The organism is Nitrospirillum pindoramense, assembly GCF_007827955.1.
Taxonomy (GTDB): Bacteria; Pseudomonadota; Alphaproteobacteria; order Azospirillales; family Azospirillaceae; genus Nitrospirillum; species Nitrospirillum amazonense_B.
On sequence record NZ_VITR01000003.1, the window covers coordinates 52,526 to 72,959 of the forward strand.

General features: G+C 67.5%; 18 protein-coding genes. 7 read left to right on the forward strand and 11 right to left on the reverse strand.

Annotated features, from left to right (window positions below; genetic code table 11):
- Window position 1: 1 nt before the first annotated feature.
- The 5 genes from flbD to fliF all read right to left on the reverse strand — a co-directional run bounded on the left by flbD (window position 2) and on the right by fliF (window position 5,259).
- On the reverse strand, window positions 2-1,426 hold the full coding sequence (flbD, locus tag FBZ90_RS05320) for a sigma-54-dependent transcriptional regulator FlbD (RefSeq protein ID WP_145729999.1): 1,425 nt from the start codon (window positions 1,424-1,426) through the stop codon (window positions 2-4).
- Window positions 1,427-1,484: 58 nt separating this feature from the next.
- Window positions 1,485-2,420: a motility protein A gene (locus tag FBZ90_RS05325; protein WP_246130169.1), complete on the reverse strand. Its 936-nt coding sequence runs from the start codon at window positions 2,418-2,420 to the stop codon at window positions 1,485-1,487.
- Between the two features lie 29 nt (window positions 2,421-2,449).
- Window positions 2,450-2,752, reverse strand: coding sequence for a flagellar motor switch protein FliN (gene fliN / locus FBZ90_RS05330; protein ID WP_004273939.1), 303 nt, complete (start codon window positions 2,750-2,752; stop codon window positions 2,450-2,452).
- A gap of 118 nt (window positions 2,753-2,870) precedes the next feature.
- Entirely contained in the window at window positions 2,871-3,581 is a 711-nt protein-coding gene (locus FBZ90_RS05335; RefSeq protein WP_186455620.1) for a FliH/SctL family protein, read from the reverse strand.
- A gap of 16 nt (window positions 3,582-3,597) precedes the next feature.
- Window positions 3,598-5,259 (reverse strand): flagellar basal-body MS-ring/collar protein FliF, encoded by a 1,662-nt coding sequence (gene fliF, locus FBZ90_RS05345; RefSeq protein WP_145730001.1) that lies wholly within the window; start codon window positions 5,257-5,259, stop codon window positions 3,598-3,600.
- 288 nt (window positions 5,260-5,547) lie between these two features.
- Between fliF and FBZ90_RS05350 the strand changes: the two genes are divergently transcribed.
- Window positions 5,548-5,856, forward strand: a complete 309-nt coding sequence (locus FBZ90_RS05350) for an autorepressor SdpR family transcription factor (RefSeq protein WP_145730002.1) — start codon at window positions 5,548-5,550, stop codon at window positions 5,854-5,856.
- 19 nt (window positions 5,857-5,875) lie between these two features.
- Window positions 5,876-6,538, forward strand: coding sequence for an SdpI family protein (locus tag FBZ90_RS05355; protein ID WP_145730003.1), 663 nt, complete (start codon window positions 5,876-5,878; stop codon window positions 6,536-6,538).
- Window positions 6,539-6,541: 3 nt separating this feature from the next.
- Here the strand turns inward: FBZ90_RS05355 and FBZ90_RS05360 are convergent, their stop codons facing one another.
- Complete coding sequence (locus FBZ90_RS05360) at window positions 6,542-6,973, reverse strand: MAPEG family protein (protein ID WP_145730004.1); 432 nt, start codon at window positions 6,971-6,973, stop codon at window positions 6,542-6,544.
- Between the two features lie 300 nt (window positions 6,974-7,273).
- Between FBZ90_RS05360 and FBZ90_RS28790 the strand changes: the two genes are divergently transcribed.
- Window positions 7,274-7,576, forward strand: a complete 303-nt coding sequence (locus tag FBZ90_RS28790) for a hypothetical protein (protein ID WP_420872586.1) — start codon at window positions 7,274-7,276, stop codon at window positions 7,574-7,576.
- A gap of 54 nt (window positions 7,577-7,630) precedes the next feature.
- Here the strand turns inward: FBZ90_RS28790 and FBZ90_RS05365 are convergent, their stop codons facing one another.
- A complete protein-coding gene (locus tag FBZ90_RS05365) occupies window positions 7,631-9,910 on the reverse strand; it encodes a TonB-dependent receptor (protein WP_145730005.1) in 2,280 nt (759 codons plus the stop codon).
- 313 nt (window positions 9,911-10,223) lie between these two features.
- Here FBZ90_RS05365 and FBZ90_RS05370 point away from each other — a divergent pair, with 313 nt between their 5' ends.
- Both FBZ90_RS05370 and FBZ90_RS05375 read left to right on the forward strand, forming a co-directional pair.
- Entirely contained in the window at window positions 10,224-11,537 is a 1,314-nt protein-coding gene (locus tag FBZ90_RS05370; protein ID WP_145730006.1) for an efflux RND transporter periplasmic adaptor subunit, read from the forward strand.
- Window positions 11,534-14,677 carry an efflux RND transporter permease subunit gene (locus FBZ90_RS05375; RefSeq protein WP_145730007.1) on the forward strand — a complete coding sequence of 1,048 codons (3,144 nt, stop codon included), beginning with the start codon at window positions 11,534-11,536 and terminating at the stop codon, window positions 14,675-14,677. The genes FBZ90_RS05370 and FBZ90_RS05375 overlap by 4 nt, the downstream gene beginning before the upstream one ends.
- Before the next feature lie 31 nt (window positions 14,678-14,708).
- Here the strand turns inward: FBZ90_RS05375 and FBZ90_RS05380 are convergent, their stop codons facing one another.
- Window positions 14,709-16,391 carry a methyl-accepting chemotaxis protein gene (locus FBZ90_RS05380; RefSeq protein ID WP_145730008.1) on the reverse strand — a complete coding sequence of 561 codons (1,683 nt, stop codon included), beginning with the start codon at window positions 16,389-16,391 and terminating at the stop codon, window positions 14,709-14,711.
- A gap of 137 nt (window positions 16,392-16,528) precedes the next feature.
- Window positions 16,529-16,867, reverse strand: a complete 339-nt coding sequence (locus FBZ90_RS05385; RefSeq protein ID WP_145730009.1) for a DUF1491 family protein — start codon at window positions 16,865-16,867, stop codon at window positions 16,529-16,531.
- 140 nt (window positions 16,868-17,007) lie between these two features.
- Here FBZ90_RS05385 and surE point away from each other — a divergent pair, with 140 nt between their 5' ends.
- Both surE and FBZ90_RS05395 read left to right on the forward strand, forming a co-directional pair.
- Entirely contained in the window at window positions 17,008-17,775 is a 768-nt protein-coding gene (gene surE, locus FBZ90_RS05390) for a 5'/3'-nucleotidase SurE (RefSeq protein WP_145730010.1), read from the forward strand.
- Between the two features lie 123 nt (window positions 17,776-17,898).
- Entirely contained in the window at window positions 17,899-18,093 is a 195-nt protein-coding gene (locus tag FBZ90_RS05395; protein WP_145730011.1) for a hypothetical protein, read from the forward strand.
- Between the two features lie 29 nt (window positions 18,094-18,122).
- On the opposite strand, the gene FBZ90_RS05400 is transcribed toward FBZ90_RS05395, so the two are convergent.
- Entirely contained in the window at window positions 18,123-19,757 is a 1,635-nt protein-coding gene (locus FBZ90_RS05400; RefSeq protein WP_145730012.1) for a diguanylate cyclase, read from the reverse strand.
- Window positions 19,754-20,161, reverse strand: coding sequence for a response regulator (locus FBZ90_RS05405; protein ID WP_145730013.1), 408 nt, complete (start codon window positions 20,159-20,161; stop codon window positions 19,754-19,756). The genes FBZ90_RS05400 and FBZ90_RS05405 overlap by 4 nt, the downstream gene beginning before the upstream one ends.
- Between the last annotated feature and the right edge of the window lie 273 nt (window positions 20,162-20,434).

Here is a 20,434-nt window from a genome sequence, read left to right on the forward strand (position 1 = left end):
CTTAAATCGCCGCCCGGTCCAGCTCACCACCCGCCGGCGGCGGCACCGCCACGCCCTCATCGCTGTATTGCTTCAGCTTGTTGCGCAGGGTGCGGATGGAAATGCCCAGGATGTTGGCGGCATGTGTGCGGTTGCCCAGGCAATGGCTGAGCGTGTCGATGATCAGGTCGCGCTCCACGTCCGCCACGCTGCGGCCCACCAGGCCGGCGGTGCCGGAGGCGCCGGGCTCACCGGTGGGGGCCGCGTAAGCGGGCGTTTGCGCCGCCGCCGTGGCACGGGCGGCCACCGGAGCCACCGCGCCATAGCCGGGGCTGGATGCCGCCGGTTCGGCGCCGGTCAGCAGGATGGCGTCGGGGCCGATCTCCGTCCCCCGCGACAGCAGCACGGCGCGGTGCATGGTGTTCTCCAGCTCACGCACGTTGCCGCGGAAGCGGTGGGCCTGCAGCATGGCCATGGCTTCCGGTCCCACGGTGCGTTCCGGCAGGCCGTTGGCCTCCGAATACTTCGTGGCGAAATGCTGCGACAGGATGGCGATGTCGGCCGGGCGTTCGCGCAAGGGGGGCAGGATCAGGTTCACCACGTTCAGGCGGAAGAACAAGTCCTCGCGGAAGCGGCCGGCCCGCACCTCTTCCTCCAGCAGGCGGTTGGAGGTCGCCAGCACGCGGATGTCCACCTTCACCGGCTGGGTCCCGCCCACCCGGTCGATCTCGCGCTCCTGGATGGCGCGCAGCAGCTTGGCCTGAAGCCGGATGTCCATTTCCGAGATTTCGTCCAGCAGCAGCGTGCCGCCGTTGGCCTCCTCGAACTTGCCGACGCGCCGGGCCACGGCGCCGGTGAAGGCGCCCTTCTCATGGCCGAACAGCTCGGATTCCAGCAGGTTCTCCGGGATGGCGGCGCAGTTGACCGAGACGAACACGGCGTTGGCCCGGCGGCTCTTGCGATGGATGTAGCGGGCCATCAGCTCCTTGCCGGTGCCGGACTCGCCGGTGATCAGGACGGAGGCGTCGCTGGGCGCGATCTGGTCGGCCAGGCGCAGCACGCTGCCCATGGACGGGTCGCGGCTGACGATGGCGTGGCTTTCTTCCGCCACCGCTTCCAGCACGGCGGCGATCAGCTGCGCGTCCGGGGGCAGGGGGATGTATTCCTTGGCGCCGGCGCGGATGGCCTTGACCGCGGCTTGCGCGTCGGTTGCCACGCCGCAGGCCACCACCGGCACGGTGATGCGCTCGGTCTTCAGCGCCTCGATCAGCATGCCGACGTCCAGCTTCACGTCGATCATCACCAGATCGGCGCCCTGGCCGCTGCGCAGGGCGGTGAGCGCGCCGCCTATGCTGTCTGTGTGGGCGACCTTCGCGCCCTTCTGGAGCGCGATCTTGCCCGCCGCCGTGATGTAGCCTTCCAGCGTTCCTACGATCAGCAACCGCATCGCTCAAAACCCTTTCAAACCGGGACGCCCCGTCACGGGCGCGTCCGTCGTCCAACCATCAGTCATAATGGCTCAGCCGCAGCTCGGGCGGCAGAACCGTGTTCATCATCATCTCCAGCCGGCGCGGGTTTTCCTGCCGCGCGATGGAGATGGCGCCCAGCATGAACAGCGTGTCCACGATGGTCTGGGCGTCGGTGTTCCGTTCCAGCTTTCCCGCCAGGGGCGCCAGGGCCATGTTGCCCACCAGCGCGCCGTAGAAGGTCGTCAGCAGGGATATCGCCATGGCCGGGCCGATGGCGGTGGGGTCCTGCAGATTGCCCAGCATCTGCACCAGGCCGACCAGGGTGCCGATCAGGCCCATGGCCGGCGCCACTTCCGAGGCGCGACGCAGCACGGCGGCACCGTGGCGAGACCGGGCCTGCTGCGCCTCGATCTCCGTGCGCAGGATGCGCTCCACATCTTCCGCCGCGACACCGTCCACCACCAGCTCGATGGCGCGGGCCTGCAACGGTTCCACGCCCTTGTCCTTCAGCAGCGGTTGCAGGGTCAGCGGGCCGTTGCGCCGCGCCGCCTCCGCCATCTGCAGCACATAGCCGGAAACGTCGGCGATGTCGGCAACGGGCCGCATCAGCGCCCGGCCCAGCTGGCGGCGGCAAGCCACCAGATCCTCGCGCGCGAAAGAGACGATGGTGACGGCGATGGTGCCGCCCACCACGATCATCAGCGACGGCACGTTGATGAAGGCGCGCGCGTGGCCGCCGAACGCCAGGGCCGAGAACACCAGGGCGAAGCCCGCCACCAACCCCAGGACTGTGGTCAGGTCCAGCCCATGGCGGACCCGCACCGGTTCCGGCAGGGGGGCCGCCGGCGCTTGGCCGCCGCTTCCCTTGGACGCCTCGTTCGCGGCCTCCGGCACGGGCGCGGCCGCGCGGGTGCCGGCTCCGGCGGTGGGGCCGGCGGCGCGCAGGGTCGGGGAGGGGGGGCGGGTGCTCAAGAGGGGCTCTCGCGTCTCGACTTGAATGATCAGGTGCGTTCGGACTTGATGATTTCCGTCATGGTCACGCCCAGGCGGTCTTCCACCACCACCACTTCGCCGCGCGCCACCAGACGGTTGTTGACATAGATGTCGATGGCCTCACCCACCTTGCGGTCCAGTTCCACCACGGCGCCGCGGCCCAGCTTCAACAGCTGGCTCACCTGCATGGTGCACTTCCCCAGCACGGCGGAAATCTGAACCGGGATGTCATAGACGGCCTCCAGGTCCTTCACGATCGGGGCGCCGTCGGCGTCCATACCCGCTTGGCCGTCGAAATCGTCCAGGCTCATCGCTTCCCTCGTCTCTCACCGCCGGGGCGGGCCCCGGTCACGTCGCATAACAATTGGCCACTTACATCGGCCACAGCAGCACTGGCCATAACATACTGGCCTATCAGGGCCTATACGCTCATTCGGCCGCGTTGCGGCCGTCCTCCAGCGGCCGGCCCAGATGGCCGGCGATGCGGTCGATCTCGGCCCACAGGGCGCTGACGTCGCGCTCGGCGCCGCCGTCCCCCCAGTCCGCCTTGCAGTCCAGTTCCCCGGCGCGGGGATCGGCCACCACGGCGACGGAGCCGGCGAAGCCCTGGCGCGCGGCCATGTCCTCGATCTTCTCCTTGATCGGGCCCAGCCAATTCTCATGCACCCGCACCAGCAGGCGCGGCTCGTCCGACAGCTCGGCCAGGAAGGCGCTCACCGTCGCCTCCACCTCCACCAGCCCCTGGCGCTTGACCATGGCGGGGAACAGCTTGCGCACGATGGCCAGCGCCATGCGCATGGCGTTCTGCGAGCGTAGGGCCCGCCCCGCCGTTTCCGCCTGGATCAGCTGGGCGACGTTGCCCTGCAACTGCGCCAGCACGTTGGCCAGGGCCAGGGCTGACTGGTCGGCGCCCGCCTGCATGCCCTCGGCATGGCCCTGGGCATAGGCCGCTTCACGTGCCATGCGTACCTGCTGCTGCAGGTCGGCCAGGCTGAAAGTCGGCTCCGGCGGCGGGGGCGGTGGTGGCGGGGGTTCGGGCGGCAGCGCCGGCTCAGGCGGCAGCTGTTCCTCCGGCACCTCGACACGGCGGCCCTCGGGATCGAAGGAGTTGTCGAACAGGAACCTGCGGATATTGGTCATAGGCTCACGTCCGCGCTCAATTTTCCTGGTACAGCCAGTTACGGATGATGGACACGGCCTCTTCCGGATGCTTCTCGACGATCTCGCCCACCTTGCGTAGCGAGGACGCGCGCACGCGGCCGTCGACGCGGTTGATGTCGATCATCTGTTCCAGTTCCTCGTTGGCTTGCGCCGCCTCCAGCGCCAGCTCGCGGGCCAGCGCGCCGCCGCCGGGGCCGGCCAGCTGCGGCACGCCACCGCTGTCGGACAGCAGGTCCGGCTCCTCATCCAGCTGCGGCGTGCGGTCCAGGGCGCGGGCCACCAGCGGCCGGATGACGAGCAAGATGACCAGGATGGCGACGATGGCCAGCACGATGGTTTCGGCGATGCGGAACACATCCTGCTTGGGCAGGCCGAACAGCGTTTCTTCCTTCGCGTCCAGCTCGCCCTCCGGCGTGGCGAACTTCATGCTGACCACGTCCACCGTGTCCCCGCGCGAGCCGTCATAGCCGATGGAGGAGCGCACCAGCGCCGCCAGCTTCTGCAATTCATCGTCCGAGCGCGGCTGGTACTGGGCGACGCCCTTGTCGTCCGGCACGTAATTGCCGTCGACCAGCACGGCGACCGACAAGCGGCGCACCTGGCCGGCCTCGCGCTCGTGGACCTTAACGGTCTTGCTGATCTCGTAATTGATGCGCTCGTTGGTTTTGGTGGACTTGGAGCTGGAGGCGCCGTTGCTGGCGTTCTCGGCGTTGGCGGACGGCAGGTTGTTGGCCACCGTGACCGGGTCCTGCCCCTCCTTGTTGATGTCTTCCGAGTTCTCGTTGTTGGTCTCGGTGGAGCGCACGACCTGGCTGTCGGGATCGAAGGTTTCGCTGTTGGTGGTGATGCGGTCGAAATCCATGTCGACCGTCACCTCCGCCCGCACCTTGCCCATGCCCACGGTGCGGCCCACGATCTCCTCGACCTTGTCGGTCAGGCGCTGCTGATAGGCGAGGCGCTTTTCCTCCGCCGTCGCCATCATGGCTTCCTTGCTGTCGGAGCCCATGCCCCGGGCCAGCAGGTTGCCCTTGTCGTCCACCACCGACACCATGTCGGGTTGCAGCCCCGGCACCGACGCGGCGATCAGGTGCTGGATGCTGGCAACCTGTTCCTTCTTCAACTGCTGGCCGGGGCGCAGGCGCAGCACGACGCTGGCCGTGGCCTTCTGCGTCTCGCGGCTGAACAGCTCCCGCTTGGGCAGCACCAGGTGGATGCGCGACTGCTGCACCGGGGCCAGGGTGTTCACCGTGCGCGACAGCTCCCCCTCCAGGGCGCGCAGCTGCTGCACCGACTGCATGAAGCTGGTGGTGCCCAGGCTTTCGGCCTGGTTGAAGATTTCATAGCCGACGTTGCCGCCGGTGGGCAGGCCCTGCTGCGCCATCAGCATGCGGATGCGGCCCACCTGGTCGGCCGGCACCTCGATGCGGGTGCTGTCGGGGCTGACCTGATAGGGCACCTTCGGCTGCATCTGGTCCAGCTGCTGCACGATGGCGCCGCCGTCGCTGGGCGACAGGTCGCTGTACAGCAGGGCCATGTTGGGCGACGAGCCATTGAACAGCAGGAAGCCGAACAGGGCGATGATCAGCAAGGCGACGCCACCAATGGCGCCCAGCCGTACCGGCCCCAGATTACGCAGGGTCTGCAACAGGTTTTCCAAGGTCCGCTCCCGGCCGGCGGTCACCGAAAAGTCACAGCGGAGTCTATAGCGTCGACTCCGCGTTTGCCAGGATTCTGGGAATGTTCAGGGGTTGAAATAGGGGGTGCCCGGCAAAAATTTCCTACACCCCGGAAAGTGTGTCATTTGCGTCACGCATTTTGCGATGAACCGGGGTGTTGCACTTAACAAGAGCTACCTCGTCTGCCGAATTTGCAAAAAGCAACGGCAACGAGGTGGGCGGCCATAAACCACTTGCGCCTATTTTGGTAATTCGCTAAATACCAATCCATGAATCGCGTCTTCAAAGCCCTTGCCGATCCCAGCCGCCGCCGCATCCTGCAGTTGCTGCGGGAGGGGCCGTTGTCGGCCGGTGACATCGCCCGGCATTTCGACCTGGCCAAGCCCACCCTGTCCGGCCATTTCGCCGTGTTGCGCGAGGCCGACCTGGTGGACCAGGAACGCCAGGGCACCACCATCTATTACCGCCTGAACCTGTCGGTGCTGGAAGAGGCGTTGTCGGGCCTCATGGACAGCCTGGGTATAGGGCTGGGGGACGGGGCGGCCCGCGATACCCATCTGGCCAAGCCGGGGAAATAGTCCCGGGAGGAGCAGCGTCATGTCCGCACGATTTTATTGGATGGCGACGGTTCAGATCCTGGTCGTCATGGCCCTGGCCAGCATCTACGCGCTGACCAGGGTCGGTCCGGACGCCCTTCTGCCGGTGCATTGGGGGGGAGACGGACAGGTCAACGGCTACCTCCGGTCGCCCGGGGCGCTGGCCTTGTCGCCGCTGCTGACCCTGGTCTTCGCGGTGGCGCTGCCGGCCTTGGCGCGCTTCACCCCACGGGCGGCGAACCTGGAACGCTCCGCCACCGCCTGGCGTACAGCGCGCCTGTCGCTGACCGGCATGCTGGCGCTGACTCATTTCGTCATGGTGGGCCGGGCTCTGGGCTATCCGGTGGATTTCACCCGGACCCAGCCGCTGATATTTGGCGTCTTCATGATCCTGATGGGCAATGTGCTGGGCAAGATCCGCCAGAACGATCTCCTCGGCATCCGCACGTGGTGGACGCGCGATGACGAATGGGTTTGGGACCAGACGCACCGCTTTGGCGGCCGGCTGTTCGTGGCGGGTGGTTTCCTGCTGCTGGCCCTGGCCTTGTGGCTGCCGCCCTTCCATATGCGGGGCCCGGGGCTGACCATGGCGGTGTTGCTGCCTGTGGCCTTGGCATCCGTCGTCCGGTCCTACCTCTACTGGCGCGTCCGGCCCAGCCGTTGAGCGTCAGCCCGGGAAAGCCAGCAGCGCCAACCCCAGCCGCACCCACAGGGCCGTCAGCACCGCCATGGAGGCCATGTAGACCGCCGCCCGGTGCAGGACGTTGTTGTAGGTCAGGTGGATCAGGCCCTGGACGACGCGCAGGACGACATAGGCCCAGGCCAGCGCCTCATACAGATGATCACCCTGGCGCAGCACCATCAACACCACGCAGATGACGTAGAACAACGCCGGCACCTCCAGCAGGTTGCCGTAGGCGCGCTGGGCCGTGGCGCACCCTTCCGTCTGCGTGCCGGCGGTGAAATTGCGGAAGTAGGACAGGCGGACATTGCCGCGCTTCACGGCCCGCACCCGCACGATGAACAGCCGCAGGCCCACCAGCACCGTGAACAGGAACAGGGTCAGCATGGGGAAGAACAGGGCGATGCTGCTTGTCATGGCAATCCGTCGTGTCAGTAAGCGTCATGAAACAACTTAAGATATTTTGCGGCGGGGAGAAGGGGCGCTGGGTGATGCCTGGATTTTCCCCCCTTGGGGGCTTATCCTTTCCCGTATGAATACCCCGCCCCGCCAGCACCCCGAAGAATGGGAACGCGACCTCGCCATTAGCGAGGAGGAGATCGCGCGCGGCGAAGGTGTGGCGCTTTCGGACGTCTTGCGGGATTTGCGCGAGAGTGCTGCCCGGACCCGCGCTAAGCAAGAACGCTCCAGTCATCGCCCGGTCGCGCGACGCTTGTAATCCGGTTATCGCCGCGCGCGGTGCGGCATATCACCAATCTTCGCGATCATTACGAGGCCTTGGGCCGTGATGCGGCCATTTTAAACTTGGCGAACGTATTGGAGGAAGCGGCCGCGCGCATCCAGGCGAAACCCGCCGATGGTTTGCCAGCTCCCCGACCATATCCGTTGCTGGCGAAGCACGGTCGATTGTGGCTCCGCGTTGAGGATTATTGGATCGTCTATACTACAGCCGCGCCTCGCTCCATCGTGGGTGTATTTTATGAGACGGCCAACATTCCTCGGCACCTCAGAGCGCCATAAAAAAGGGCCACCCGGTTTCCCGGATGGCCCCCTCAACGTGGTTTAGTACACGCTTTAGAACCGCACCTTGACCGTGCCCAGGATTTGGCGCGGCGGCTGGGGGAAGGCGCCCAGCGGGCCGTTGTCGTCGGCCTCGATCAGGTTCACCTTGCGGTCGAACAGGTTGCGCACCGTCAGGCCCAGATCCACCGTGTCCTGATGGGGCGGCGTCCAGGTCCAGGTGGTGTTCCACAGGGCATAGCCACCGCCGATGCGGCTGTTCTGGCTGTCATAGGCATAGTCGCCGAACATCTCCACCCACAGCTTGGCCGACAGCCCCCAGGCCGGGATGCCTTGGTTCAGGGCGATGCTGCCGGTGTGCCGGGGCATGCCCTGCACCCGCTTGCCGGTGAAGTCGCGCTGGATCAGGGTGTCGCTTTCCACGAAGCGGTCCTGCAGCCAATAGGACTCGGTATAGCCGTAGGTGACGTCGGCCGACAGGTGGGGCACCAGGGCGTCCAGCCGGGCGCTGCCCGCCAGTTCAACACCCTGGGACAGCTGTTCGCCGGTGTTGAAGGTCTGGGGCACGCCGTTGACCTCCACCACCTGCAGCAGGTCGTGGCGCTGCAGGCGATACACGGTGACGCTGCCCGACAGCAGGCCGCCGAAGGCGTCGCCCTTCACGCCGGCCTCCACATTGTCCGCCAGTTCCGGGTTCAGGCCGGTCTGGCGGGTGCGGAAGGACCACAGCGGCCCGAAGGCGGCGGAGAAGCCCTGACCATAGGCGACGTAGGCGCTGACCTGGGGCGTCACCTTCCAGGTCACCGACGCCTTGGGGCTGAAATGCGCGTTGTCGTCATAGGCGGTGCCGCCCGGCGTGATGCTGCCGTTGGGGCCGCCGCTGGTGGTGTCGCCGTAAACGACATGCCGCTCGAAATAATCGTAGCGCCCGCCGACGTCCAGGGTGACGGGCCCGAAGGTCCGGTCCACCTGAAGATAGGCGGCATAGGCGCGCTCGCGGCCATAGGCGTTCAGCTGGGTGTCCGTCACCCATTCATCGGTGTCGATGTTCTGGCCGGTCAGAATGCTGCGCTGTTCACCATAGTAATAGGTGTTGTCCAGCTGGCCGGTCCAATGCTCGGTATGGTGGGCGCGCACCTGTTCCGCGCTGACGCCGCCCAGCACCTGCCAGGGACCACGGGTCCAGGACAGTTGCTGCTCGCCGTATCCCGTGACCGTGTTGCCGTCGACGCGGAAGCCGGTGAAGGTGACCGAGCCGGCGGTGGGATCGTACTCGGTGGCGAAGCCTTGCAGGGCAGAGGTCAGGGCTTGGCGGATGTGCAGCTTGGTGGTCGCCACCAGGCCATCGGCCAGGTCCCGCTCATACGTCGCCGTGGCCGTGGCCATGCGCTTGTAGAAGCCGGCGTTATCCTCGTTCCAGTTGGCCTCGCGGCCGCCCGGCAGGTTGATCAGCTCACCCCGGCTGTCCACCGGCAGTTCGCCGGCCAGCTGCTGGCGGGTGTCCACCCAGGTGGCGGTGACGGTCAGCCGGCCGGCATCGCCCATGTCCAGCTGGTGCTTCAGGAACAGGTTGGTCTCGTTGCGGCCGGTGCGGTCGCGCCAGCCGTCGCCCCGCTCATGCCCGACGTCCAGCAGCAGGGCGCCGCCCTTCACGGTCGACGTCTGCAACAGGGCGTCGCCGTGCAGCCAGCCGTCGCTGCCGGCCTGCAGGGTGACCTCGCCCTTGGTCTCGTCGGTGACCTCGCGGGTCAGGTAGTTGATGGTGCCGCTGATAGCGCCCCGGCCGTACAGCGCCGACATGGGGCCGCGCACCACGTCCACCCGGCCCACCGCGCTGTAGGGCAGCTGTTCCAGGTCGACCTCGTCATCCCCGGTGACATAGGGGATGCCGTCCATCATCACGACCAGCGTGTCGTTGTGCACCTTGCTGGGCACGCCGCGCAGGGTGATCGAGGTGTAGGTGCCCATGTCGTTCTTGGACACCAGCACGCCCGGCAGGTCCGTCAACTCATCACCGATGAACAGCACGCCCTTCTGCTCGAAGTCTTCGCGCGACACGGTGGACACGCTGGCGGGCACGTCGCGCAGGGCCTCGGCCCGGCGGGTTGCGGTGATGATGATCTGGTCCAGCGGGGATTGCGCGTCGTCCGTCGTCTGGGCGGCAGCCTGCGGCGCGGCGGGGGTCTGCCCGCCGGTGGTATGTGGGTCGTCGGTATGTCGGCCGGTGGTATGGTCGGCGGTATAGGAGGACGAAACGTCTGCAGCCAGGGCGGCCGAAGCCGAGAGGACGGGCGAACCCGCCAGGATGGTGGACAGCAGCAACAGACGGCGCATCGTTTCAGAAGCCTCCTCAGGTCTTTGACAGTGGAAATGTTGGAAACGGCGCCGGTGTACCCTATTCGCCGCGGGCTGCGAAGGGACGAACGTGCGGCGGATGGAGATGGGCGGTATGCCGCGCCGGCGCCGGCCTTTGGGGCGGGGGGCGGTCAACCATTCGAATGAAATCCGGCCGCATCCCTCACTTTAAGGGTAGTGCCAGGACGGCGTGTATATCCTATAAGACTGCAAAATCGGTGATCTGCGGCATTATGCGCTCTTGGGGCCTCCATCCCATGATGCCGGGTCCCGTTTCCGGAGAGGTCCCCCCATGAATCGTCGCCTGGCGGCCGTCGCGCTTTCCGTGGTCCTGGTCGGTGCCTATGGCGGCTATCGCATGTGGACCAAGCCCGTGGATGGGCGCGCGGCGCCGGCCAAGGCGGCCGGCGCCAGGGGCGGTGACGCCCCGGTGCCGGTGGCGACGGCGCGGGTGGTGCGCGGCCCCATGCCGGTGGACGTACCGGCCGTGGGCACGGTGCAGCCCATCGCGACCGTCCAGGTGCGCGCCCGCATCGACAGCCAACTGATGGCCGCCAAGGTGGAGGAGGGGCAGGAGGTCAAGGCCGGCGACCTGTTGTTCCTGCTGGACCAGCGCCCGCCCAGGGCGGCCCTGATGCAGGCGGAGGCGAACCTGGCCCGCGACCAGGCCAACCTGGCCCAGGCGCGGTCGGATGCCAAGCGTACCGCCGGCCTGTTCGCGCGGGGTGCCGTCTCGCTGCAGCAGAACGAGCAGACCTTGGCCACGGCCAAGGCGATGGAGGCGACTGTGCTGGCCGATCAGGCGGCGGTCGACCAGGCACGCCTGATCCTGTCGTTCACCGAAATCCGCTCCCCCATTGACGGGGTGGTGGGTGCCATCCAGCTGCGCCCCGGCAACCTGGTGAAGGGCAGCGACAGCGGGTCCACCCTGACCACGCTGGTGCAGGTGGCGCCCATCAACGTCACCTTCACCGTGCCGGAACGGCATGTCACGGCGGTGCGCCAAGCCCTGCGTGGCAACCGCACCGTTTCGGCCCCCCAGGTGTCGGCTCCCTTGGTGTCCGCCCGAACCACCGATGGTCTGGTCAACGCCACGGGCCGGCTGGTCTTCGTCGACAACAGCGTGGACGCGCAGTCCGGCACCATCCAGCTGAAAGCCCTGTACGACAACCAGGACCGCGCCCTGTGGCCGGGCCAGTTCGTGGACGTGACCCTGCACCTGGGCATAGAGGCCGACGTGCTGTCCGTGCCGGCGGTGGCGGTTCAGCGCGGCCAGGCAGGCCCCTATGTCTTCGTCGTCAAGCCCGACGACACGGTGGAGATGCGCGCGGTGACCGTGGCCCGCTTCGCCCAGCAGGGGGCCGAGCAGGGGGCCGTGATCGCATCCGGCGTCGACGCGGGTGAGCGGGTGGTGACCGAAGGGCAGCTGCGCCTGGTTCCCGGCGCCAAGGTCACGGAGCGTCCCCCAGTGCAAGGGGCCCCACTGCACGGAGGTGGCGCCGAAGGTGGCGGGGTGGAGGCGGACGGCGCCAAGTCCAGCGCCGCCAGCCCCAGCGCCACCATCGGCGCCGGTGCCGCGCAAGTCAGCGGAAAGGCCCGGACGTGACCCTCTCCGAGCTATGCATCCGCCGGCCGGTGATGACCGTCCTGCTGACGGCGGCCCTGATCTTCGGCGGCATCTTGGCGTATCGCTATCTGCCGGTGGCGGCGTTGCCGCGCGTGGACTTCCCCGTCATCAGCGTGTCGGCCAGCCTGCCGGGGGCCAGCCCGGACACCATGGCCTCGTCGGTCGCCATCCAGTTGGAGCGTGAGTTCTCCACCATCGCCGGCATCGACAGCATCACCTCGACCAGCGTGCAGGGCAGCACCACGGTCACAATCCAGTTCGCGCTGGACCGCGACATCGACAGCGCCGCGCTGGATGTGCAGGCCGCCCTGTCGCGGGTGCAGCGCCGGCTGCCCATCGAGATGACCACCCCGCCCAGCTACCGCAAGGTGAATCCGGCCGACCAGCCGGTGCTCCTGCTGGCCTTGAGCAGTTCGACCCTGCCCTTGAGCCGGGTGGACGAATACGCCGAAACCCTGCTGAGCCCGGCCCTGTCGACATTGAGCGGCGTGGCGCAGGTGCAGGTCTGGGGGGCGCAGAAATTCGCGGTGCGCATCCGCCTAAGCCCGGAGGCCCTGGCCGCCCGGGGCATCGGCGTGGATGAGGTGCAGAACGCCATCGCCGCCGCCAACTCCAGCTCGCCCGTGGGCGTGGTCGCCGGGGCCGCCCAGCAACTGATCCTGGAAACCAACACCCAGCTGTTCGACGCGCAAGGCTTTTCCCAACTGGTCATCGCCACCCGCAACGGCGCGCCGGTGCGCCTGGGGGAGGTGGCCAGCGTCATCGACGGGGTGGAGAACGACAGGACCGCCAGCTGGTTCAACGGCACCCGCACCATCGTCCTGGCCATCCAGCGCCAGCCCGATGCCAACACGGTGGAGGTGGTGGACGCGGTGAAGCGGGTCATCCCCACCTTCAAGGCCAGCCTGCCGCCCTCCATCGCCATCAACGTGCTGATCGACCGCTCGCTGTCCATCCGGGCGGCGGTGGAGGATGTGCAGTTCACGCTGTTCCTGACCATCGGCCTGGTGGTCATGGTCATCTTCCTGTTCCTGCGCAAGGTCAGCGCCACGCTGATCCCCGGCATCGCCGTGCCCATCTCCCTCATCGGCGCCGCCGGCGCCATGAAGGCCTTCGGCTTTTCCATCGACAACATCTCACTATTGGCGCTGACCCTGTCGGTGGGCCTGGTGGTGGATGACGCCATCGTCATGTTGGAGAATATCGTCCGTTACATCGAGCAGGGGATGACCCCGTTCGAGGCGGCGTTGAAGGGCAGCCGGGAGATCGGCTTCACCATCGTCTCCATAACCCTGTCCCTGGTGGCGGTGTTCATCCCCATCTTCATGATGGGCGGCGTGGTCGGCCGGTTGTTCCATGAGTTCGCGGTGACGGTGACCCTGGCCATCGCGGCCTCGGCCATCACGTCGCTGACGCTGACACCCATGCTGTGCAGCCGCTTCATCAACCATGACCACCACGCCCCGCCCAGCCGGTTCGAGCGGGTGACCGAGGCGGGGTTCCAGGCCTGGCTGCGGGGGTATGACCGCACCCTGACCTGGTGCCTGGCCCATCGCCGCGTGGTGGTGGCGGTGTTCTTCGCCACCCTGGTGGGCACCGTCGTGCTGTTCCAGCAGGTGCAGAAGGGCTTTTTCCCCGTCGAGGACAACGGCCAGATTTTCGCCCAGACGGAGGGGCGTCAGGACATTTCCTTCGACGCCATGATCGCCTTGCAACAGCAGGCGGCGGCCGCGGTGGCCAAAAACCCTTATGTCGAGACCTTCATTTCCTCGGTCGGCGGCGGGGGCGGGGGCAACGCCACCAACACCGGCCGCATCTTCATGTCGCTGAAGGACCGCGCCCACCGCCCCGATATGGAAACGGTGATCCAGAGCCTGCGCCGCGACGTGGCCGGCATCGCCGGCATCAACGTCTTCTTCCAGCCGGTGCAGAACCTGAACGTCTCGGGCCGCCAGTCCAAGAGCCAGTACCAGTACACGCTGCAGGGCCTGGACCAGCCGCAGCTTTATCTGTGGTCGGACCGGCTGCTGCGCCGGATGGCGCAGATGCCCCAGTTGCAGGACGTGACCAGCGATTTGCAGCTGTCCGGCCAGAACGCCTCCATCCATGTGGACCTGGACAAGGCCTATATGCTGGGCTTGACGGCTGAAAACCTGCGCTCCAGCCTCTACAGCGCCTTCGGCACGCGGCAGATCTCCACCATCTACACGCCGACCAACGATTATGAGGTGATCCTGGAGCTGTCGCCGGAGGCGCAGAAGTCAGCCGACGTGCTGAACCGCGTCTATATCCGTTCCGACAGCGGCAAGCTGATCCCCTTGGGCGCCGTCGCCCGCATCGACCGCACCTCCGGCCCCATCAGCGTGAACCACCAGGGCCAGTTGCCCGCCGTCACCCTGTCCTTCAACCTGGCGCCGGGCATCTCGCTGGGCGCCGCCGTGACGGCCATCGAGGGCGTGCAGCGCGACATCGGCATGCCGGACAGCATCACCGGCAGCTTCCAGGGCACGGCGCAGGTGTTCCAGCAGGCGCTGGCCAACCAGGGCCTGCTGCTGCTGGCGGCGGTGGCGGTGATCTACATCGTGCTGGGTGTGCTGTATGAAAGCTTCATCCACCCGCTGACCATCCTGTCCGGCCTGCCCTCGGCGGCGGTGGGGGCGGTGGGCTCGCTCATGCTGTTCGGCTTCGACCTCAGCGTCATCGCCATCATCGGCGTGCTGATGCTGATCGGCATCGTCAAGAAGAACGCCATCATGATGATCGACTTCGCGCTGGAGGCCCGGCGCGAGGGGACGGCGCCGCGGGACGCCATCTATCGCGCCTGCCTGTTGCGCTTCCGCCCCATCATGATGACCACCATGGCGGCCCTCATGGGCACGCTGCCCATAGCGCTCGCCTCCGGCGCCAGCGCCGAGCTGCGACAGCCCCTGGGCGTGGCTGTGGTGGGCGGCCTGGTGGTGTCACAGCTGCTGACGCTCTACATCACCCCGGTGCTGTACCTCTACATGGAGGATTTCAGCCGCTGGATCGACCGCCAGCTGCACCGCGGCAAGACCCGCCGTGCCGCCCGCCGGCTGGTCCCGGCCAACACCGACGGACAGGCCAGCGCGGCGGAGTAGGCGGACCCACCGCGCTGGTTCCCACGGCGGATCACGCGGCGCGTATGCCGCGCAGGAAATTGTCCACGTCGCCGCGCATGCGCTCGGCATTGCGGGCCAGGTCGCTGGAGGCGGAGAGCAGTTTCTGCGCCACCGACCCCGTGGTCGCCGCCGCCTCGGTCAGGCCGCCGATGTTGGTGCTCATTTCCTGGGTCTCGCTGGCCGCCTCGGTGACGTTGCGGGCGATTTCGCGGGTGGCTGCGCCCTGTTCCTCGACCGCCGCCGCGATGCCGGATGAAATGGTCCGGATCTGGTCGATGACGCCGCTGACGGTGCGGATGGCGGCGACGGCCTGCGCCGTTTCCTGTTGGACGTCGGCGACCTGGGACGTGATCTCCTCCGTTGCCTTGGCCGTCTGGGTGGCCAGGGTCTTCACCTCGCTGGCGACCACGGCAAAGCCCTTGCCCGCCTCGCCGGCGCGCGCCGCCTCGATGGTGGCGTTCAGCGCCAGCAGGTTGGTCTGGCTGGCGATCCCGGCCACCAGCTGAACCACCTCGCCAATGCGGCCCGCCGATTGCGACAGGCTGAGCATCATGGTGTTGATCTTGCCCGTCTGGTCCGCCGCCTCGACCGCGATGCGGGCCGCGTCCGCCACCTGGCGGCTGATCTCGCTGATGGACGCGTACAGCTCCTCCGACGCGGCTGCCACCGTCTGCACGTTGGTGCTGGCCTGGCCGGCGGCGGTGCCGGCGTCGCGGGCCTGGATGCTGGCCCGGTCGGCCACGTCGCTCATCGTCTCCGTGGTGTGGTGGATTTCGTTGGCCGCCTCCGCGCTGCGCTGGATCAGGCCCATCACGCTCTGCTGGAAGGTGTTGGCGATGGCTTCGCGCTCCGACTTCAGCGCCTCGGCGGCGCGGCCGGCCGCCTCCCGCCGCTCCTGCTCCTTGCGGTCCAGCTCCAACAGGCTGTCGCGGAACACGGCCAGGGCCCGCGCCAGTTTGCCGATCTCATCCCCTCGCGCGGCATGGGTGATGGTGATGTTCCGGTCGCCGTCGGTCAGGCGCACCATGGCATCGGTGATCGCCTCCAGCGGGTGCGTGATGGTGCGCACCAGGTAGAGCGACAGTCCCAGGATGGCCAGGCTCACCACCGCCAGGGCGATGCCGTAGGTCATCAGGCGGTGATGGAACACCGTGTCGATGTCATCGATGTAGACCCCGGCGCCCACCAGCAGCTTCCACGGGGCGAAGGGGCGGATGGAGGCCAGCTTGGCCACGGGCGGATCGCCCTGCTTGCGGGGAAAGGCGTAGGCCACGTCCCCGCCGCCGGCCCGGGCGGCCTCGGTGAACAACCGGATGAACGGCACGCCATTCGGATCCTTGAGGTCGATCAGGTCCTTGCCTTCCATCTGCGGCTGGGGGCCGACCACCTGGGCGACGCCGGCATCGGTGTAGACGAAGATGTAATTGCCGTTGGCGAAACGGATGGCGCGGATGTCGGTCTTGGCGCGCTCCAACGCCTCCGCCTCGCTCAGTTTCCCGCTGGTCGACTGGTCGTGATAATAGGCCAGGAGGCTGGTCGCCGACTCGACCTGCCGCAGCATCTGCTCCTTGCGGCCTTCCAGCATCAGGGTGCGCTCATGGAAGGTGCTCAGGATGGCGATGATGATCATCGCGGCGACCGGCAATAGGACGGCTGCCAGGATTTTAACCCTGACGCTCACGGACCTCGGCATACCCCTCTCCCTTATGGATTGTTTTATAAGGGAGGTTAGGGCGGGTTCGAGATCGTGTTCAAGGTTGGTGGGTCAACTTATACTTAAGAACGTAAGTATATTTTTCGGGAAGCCTGACCCCGGGGACGCCCGGTAATTCAGATCACCTTGCCCTCGAACGGATGCGACCCGTCGCGGCTCTCCACCTCGATCACCCACAGGTCGGGGTCGCGGCGGGTGGCGCGCTCAATGAAGGCGTCGGCCTCCGATTCCGGCACCTGGGCGCCGTTCAGCCCGGGGAACCAGCCCAGCTTGCCGGCCATGTCGCGGCTTTGGGTGTAGACTTTCGCGCCCTGGAAGGGGATGACCACCTTCAGCAGGATCAGGCCGCTCTCCGCCTCGCCCTTGCGCAGGACATAGACGGGGATGCTGTCGGCGGCGCAGCGGCGCAGGTGCAGTTGGACCCAGAGGGAGGTGGACAGCCGGTCTTCGGGCATGGCCTTCAAGCTCCTGAAAAATCGAACGGAAAAAGCGTTCAAGCGGGCGGTGCGAACGACATTGCGGCTTGCCATCCACGGCCCGGCCCCGGAAGCTGCGCCGGTATCTATAGGGTTCCACCGTCCTTGAGGCCAGTCCCATGCCGCTTTCCTCCGCTTCGCCCCGCCGCCTGGGCCGCGTCCTGCTGACCAACGATGACGGCATCAACGCCCCGGGCCTGGCCCTGCTGGCCGAACGGGTGGCCGAGGTGGCGGACGAGGTCTGGGTGGTGGCGCCGGAAAAGGACCAGAGCGGCATGTCCCGCGCCGTCACCCTGACCGCCCCCTTGCGGGTGGAGGAGCGGGGCGCGCGCCGCTACGCCCTGACGGGTACGCCCAGCGACTGTGCCATTTTCGGCCTGCGCCACCTGTTGAAGGACGCCCCGCCGGACATCGTACTGTCCGGCATAAATCGGGGCGCCAACGTGGGGGATGAGGTGCCGTATTCCGGCACCGTGGCCGCCGCGCTGACCGCGCGCCTGTTGGGCGTGCCGGCCATGGCCTTCAGCCTGGCCCTGACCGACAGGGCGCATGTGCGCTGGGACACGGCACGAGCCCTGCTGCCCCGGGTGCTGGACCATGCGCTGGGCTTGCGCGTGGCCGCCAATGCCGTGCTGAACATCAATTTCCCCGACCTGGACCCGTCCGACGTCGGCGACATCGTGGTGACGCGGCAGAGCCGGGGCACGCTGGACCGCATTGATGTCGAAGCCCGCACCGACATGCGCGGCGGCACCTATCACTGGATGGCCTTCCGTCGGCATATGCCCATCTTGGGGCCGGACACCGATGCCGGGGCCCTGAAGCATGGCCTGGTGTCCATCACGCCCATCGGCTTCGACATGACCGCCCCTGACGGCATAGCCTGATTGATACCGACCTGGCCCGGCCCTTGCTTGCGTATAAGGCGAGGGGGGCCGGCGGCCGGCCCCCAGGTTTCCCACCCGCCGTCGCGGAGGGCCGGGAAGCCAAGGCAACTAAGGGGGTTCGCCATGTCGGGCATGTCGCCGCTTCAGGGTAAGATTTGCCGGGTAGGCAGCCGCGTGCTGCTGCTGGGTCTGGCGCTGGGTGGGTTGGGTGGTTGCGTGGTGGTGGACGCCGCCGGCACCGCCGTGGGCACGGCGGCCGACGTGGCCGGCACCGCGGTCAGCACCACGGCCAAGGTGGTGACGGCGCCGGTGCGGTAAGTATCCGCCCGAACGCCGCGCCGGGCGCCCTATCCCAACTCGATACGGTTCCGGCCGGCGTTCTTCGCCCGATACAGGGCGGCGTCGGCCATCTGGTTCAGCGCCTTGGCGTCCCGCCCGTCCTGGAATCCGGCCACACCGCCCGAGAACGTCACCTGGAACGGCGTGTCCCCATGGACATAGGGGATGTCGCTGAATTGCTGGCGCAAGAGGTTCAGGCGGTCCACCGCGTCCTGCGGGGCGGTGTGGGGCATGATGATGGCGAACTCCTCGCCACCATAGCGGCCGATCATGTCGGTGCGACGCAGCCGCTGGTGCAGCAGCCGTGACAATCCCTTGATGACGCGGTCTCCGGCGCCGTGGCCGTATCGGTCGTTCACCTTCTTGAAATGGTCTATGTCCAGCATCGCGAAGGCCAGCGCCGTTCCCTCGCGCCGGGCGCGCGCCACCTCCGACGCCAGCAGATCCTGGATCATCAGGTGGTTGTACGCGCCGGTCAGGCCGTCGCGCACCATCAATGCCTTGAGCTGCCGGGCCCGTCGCGCGCGGGCCCGCACGGTTTCCGCCAAGTCGCCCAGATCCACGGGCTTGGTCATATAGGCGTCGATGCCGGTGCGGACGGCGGAACGATAGGTCTCCGCGTCCAAATCCGCCGTCAGGAAAACGATGGGCAGGGCCAGCAGCCCGTCATATTGCCGCAAGACCGCCGCCAGCTCGAAGCCGGTGCACTGCGGCATGATCAGGTCGGTGACCACCAGGTCGGCGTTGTGGTCGTAGATCGCCTCCATCGCCTGCATCGGGTTCGTCACCAGACGGGTCCGCATGCCGGCCGACTGCAGGGCCATTTCGTAATAGGCGCCCAAGGTGGCGTCATCGTCCACGATCACGATGCGCAGGGGCTGGTCCGGATCGCGCTCCGTCAGGCGGTCCAGATGGTCCACCAGCACGTTGACGTCGGGCGGCTTCACCACATAGGCGTCGCAGCCGGCGCGCGCCGCCGCCAAGCGGGCGGCGAAGCCGGTGGAGGACGACAGCGCCACCGCCGGGATCTTGCGCCCTTTGGTGTCCGCCATGTGGGCGCCGCCGGGGGCCAGGTCATAGGGGTTCAGGTCCAGAATCACCGCCTCCGGCTCTTCTGCGGCGGCGGCAAGGGCCTGGGCATCCGGGAAGACGGTCAAGGCATAGCCGTAGGCGGCCAAGACATCGGCGAGGTCATCCGCGGCCGCGCTCTCCGGCCGGACCATATGGACGGGACGCAGGGGGCCTTGGGGGGAAAGATCCGGTGCCGACGGCAGGGGCGTGGTGGGGGCGGCCGGTGCCGCGACCGTGGCCGCGTCCTGCAACCCCTGCAAGGCGTCCCGCAGGGCGTCGGGGGCCACCGGCCCCGGCTGGTTCAGCAACCGCTCCAGCGCGCGGGCCGCCCCGCTCAGGTCCGGCAGGCCGAAGGTGGCGCCCGACCCCGCCAGGGAATGGCTGTGGCGCGCCAGATCCGCGTAGGCGTCGGCGTCACCCGTTTCAATCAAGGTTCGCGCCGCCTGGTGAATCAGCGCCAGGCGGCCCGGCAGGCCGGTCATGAAGTCCTGCCGGATTTTCTCCATCCGGGCCAGCAAGTCCTCGGGCAGGGCAGGGTGGGGTGAGGCGTCGGGGCGGCTGTCCAGGGTCATGGGCGGATCGTGGCGCCCCAAACATCACGGACGTTGCCAGGCAGGCCCAGGGGATCGAAGGGCTTGGCGATGACCCCCACGGCACCCAACGCCTTGAGCGCCGCCACCTCGGAATCTTGCGTCATGGCGGTGACGAAGGCGACCGGTATCCCGTCGAGGGAGGGGTGGTGCCGGATGGCGGCCAGCGTGGCCGGCCCGTCCATGCCCGGCATTACCGCATCCAACAGGATCAGTTGCGGCACCCAGCCCTCCAGGATGGCCCTCTCCAGCAGTGCCAGGGCTTGGCCGCCGGACTCGGCCAACCGCACATCGAGGCCGCCGACATGGCGCAAACTGAGTTCCACGATCGCCTGGATATCGGGCTCATCATCGACATAAAGGACGCGGTTCAGTGTCTCGGCCATGACGGAGTCCAAAGCATCGGCTGGAGAAAGTTTTCCCACTGCACTAACGTGTTCACACCGTACCCGCGTGAACCAATGCGTGCAAATGGAGTTCCGGGCCACTGGTGGGCGGACCACTGAGCCGTGTCAGCCATCATTGCGCGGCTGTGTGCCGGGGCCATGCGCCTGAATCTCCCCTGCTCACGGGTGACATGCCGCATGAGCCCTTGGAAAAGGTGGCGGAACGCGCTAGATATCCGCCCGCCCGGGAGGTAATGCGGCGTGCCGTCGGAC

Coding starts and splice junctions, on each gene's coding strand:
- FBZ90_RS05395 (WP_145730011.1), top strand. CDS start 17,899: ATGTCGGGCATGTCGCCGCTTCAGGGTAAGATTTGCCGGGTAGGCAGC.
- surE (WP_145730010.1), top strand. CDS start 17,008: ATGCCGCTTTCCTCCGCTTCGCCCCGCCGCCTGGGCCGCGTCCTGCTG.
- FBZ90_RS05370 (WP_145730006.1), top strand. CDS start 10,224: ATGAATCGTCGCCTGGCGGCCGTCGCGCTTTCCGTGGTCCTGGTCGGT.
- FBZ90_RS05360 (WP_145730004.1), bottom strand. CDS start 6,973: ATGACAAGCAGCATCGCCCTGTTCTTCCCCATGCTGACCCTGTTCCTG.
- FBZ90_RS05385 (WP_145730009.1), bottom strand. CDS start 16,867: ATGCCCGAAGACCGGCTGTCCACCTCCCTCTGGGTCCAACTGCACCTG.
- fliN (WP_004273939.1), bottom strand. CDS start 2,752: ATGAGCCTGGACGATTTCGACGGCCAAGCGGGTATGGACGCCGACGGC.
- FBZ90_RS05400 (WP_145730012.1), bottom strand. CDS start 19,757: ATGACCCTGGACAGCCGCCCCGACGCCTCACCCCACCCTGCCCTGCCC.
- FBZ90_RS05335 (WP_186455620.1), bottom strand. CDS start 3,581: ATGACCAATATCCGCAGGTTCCTGTTCGACAACTCCTTCGATCCCGAG.
- FBZ90_RS05350 (WP_145730002.1), top strand. CDS start 5,548: ATGAATCGCGTCTTCAAAGCCCTTGCCGATCCCAGCCGCCGCCGCATC.
- FBZ90_RS05365 (WP_145730005.1), bottom strand. CDS start 9,910: ATGCGCCGTCTGTTGCTGCTGTCCACCATCCTGGCGGGTTCGCCCGTC.
- FBZ90_RS05405 (WP_145730013.1), bottom strand. CDS start 20,161: ATGGCCGAGACACTGAACCGCGTCCTTTATGTCGATGATGAGCCCGAT.
- flbD (WP_145729999.1), bottom strand. CDS start 1,426: ATGCGGTTGCTGATCGTAGGAACGCTGGAAGGCTACATCACGGCGGCG.
- FBZ90_RS05380 (WP_145730008.1), bottom strand. CDS start 16,391: ATGCCGAGGTCCGTGAGCGTCAGGGTTAAAATCCTGGCAGCCGTCCTA.
- FBZ90_RS05355 (WP_145730003.1), top strand. CDS start 5,876: ATGTCCGCACGATTTTATTGGATGGCGACGGTTCAGATCCTGGTCGTC.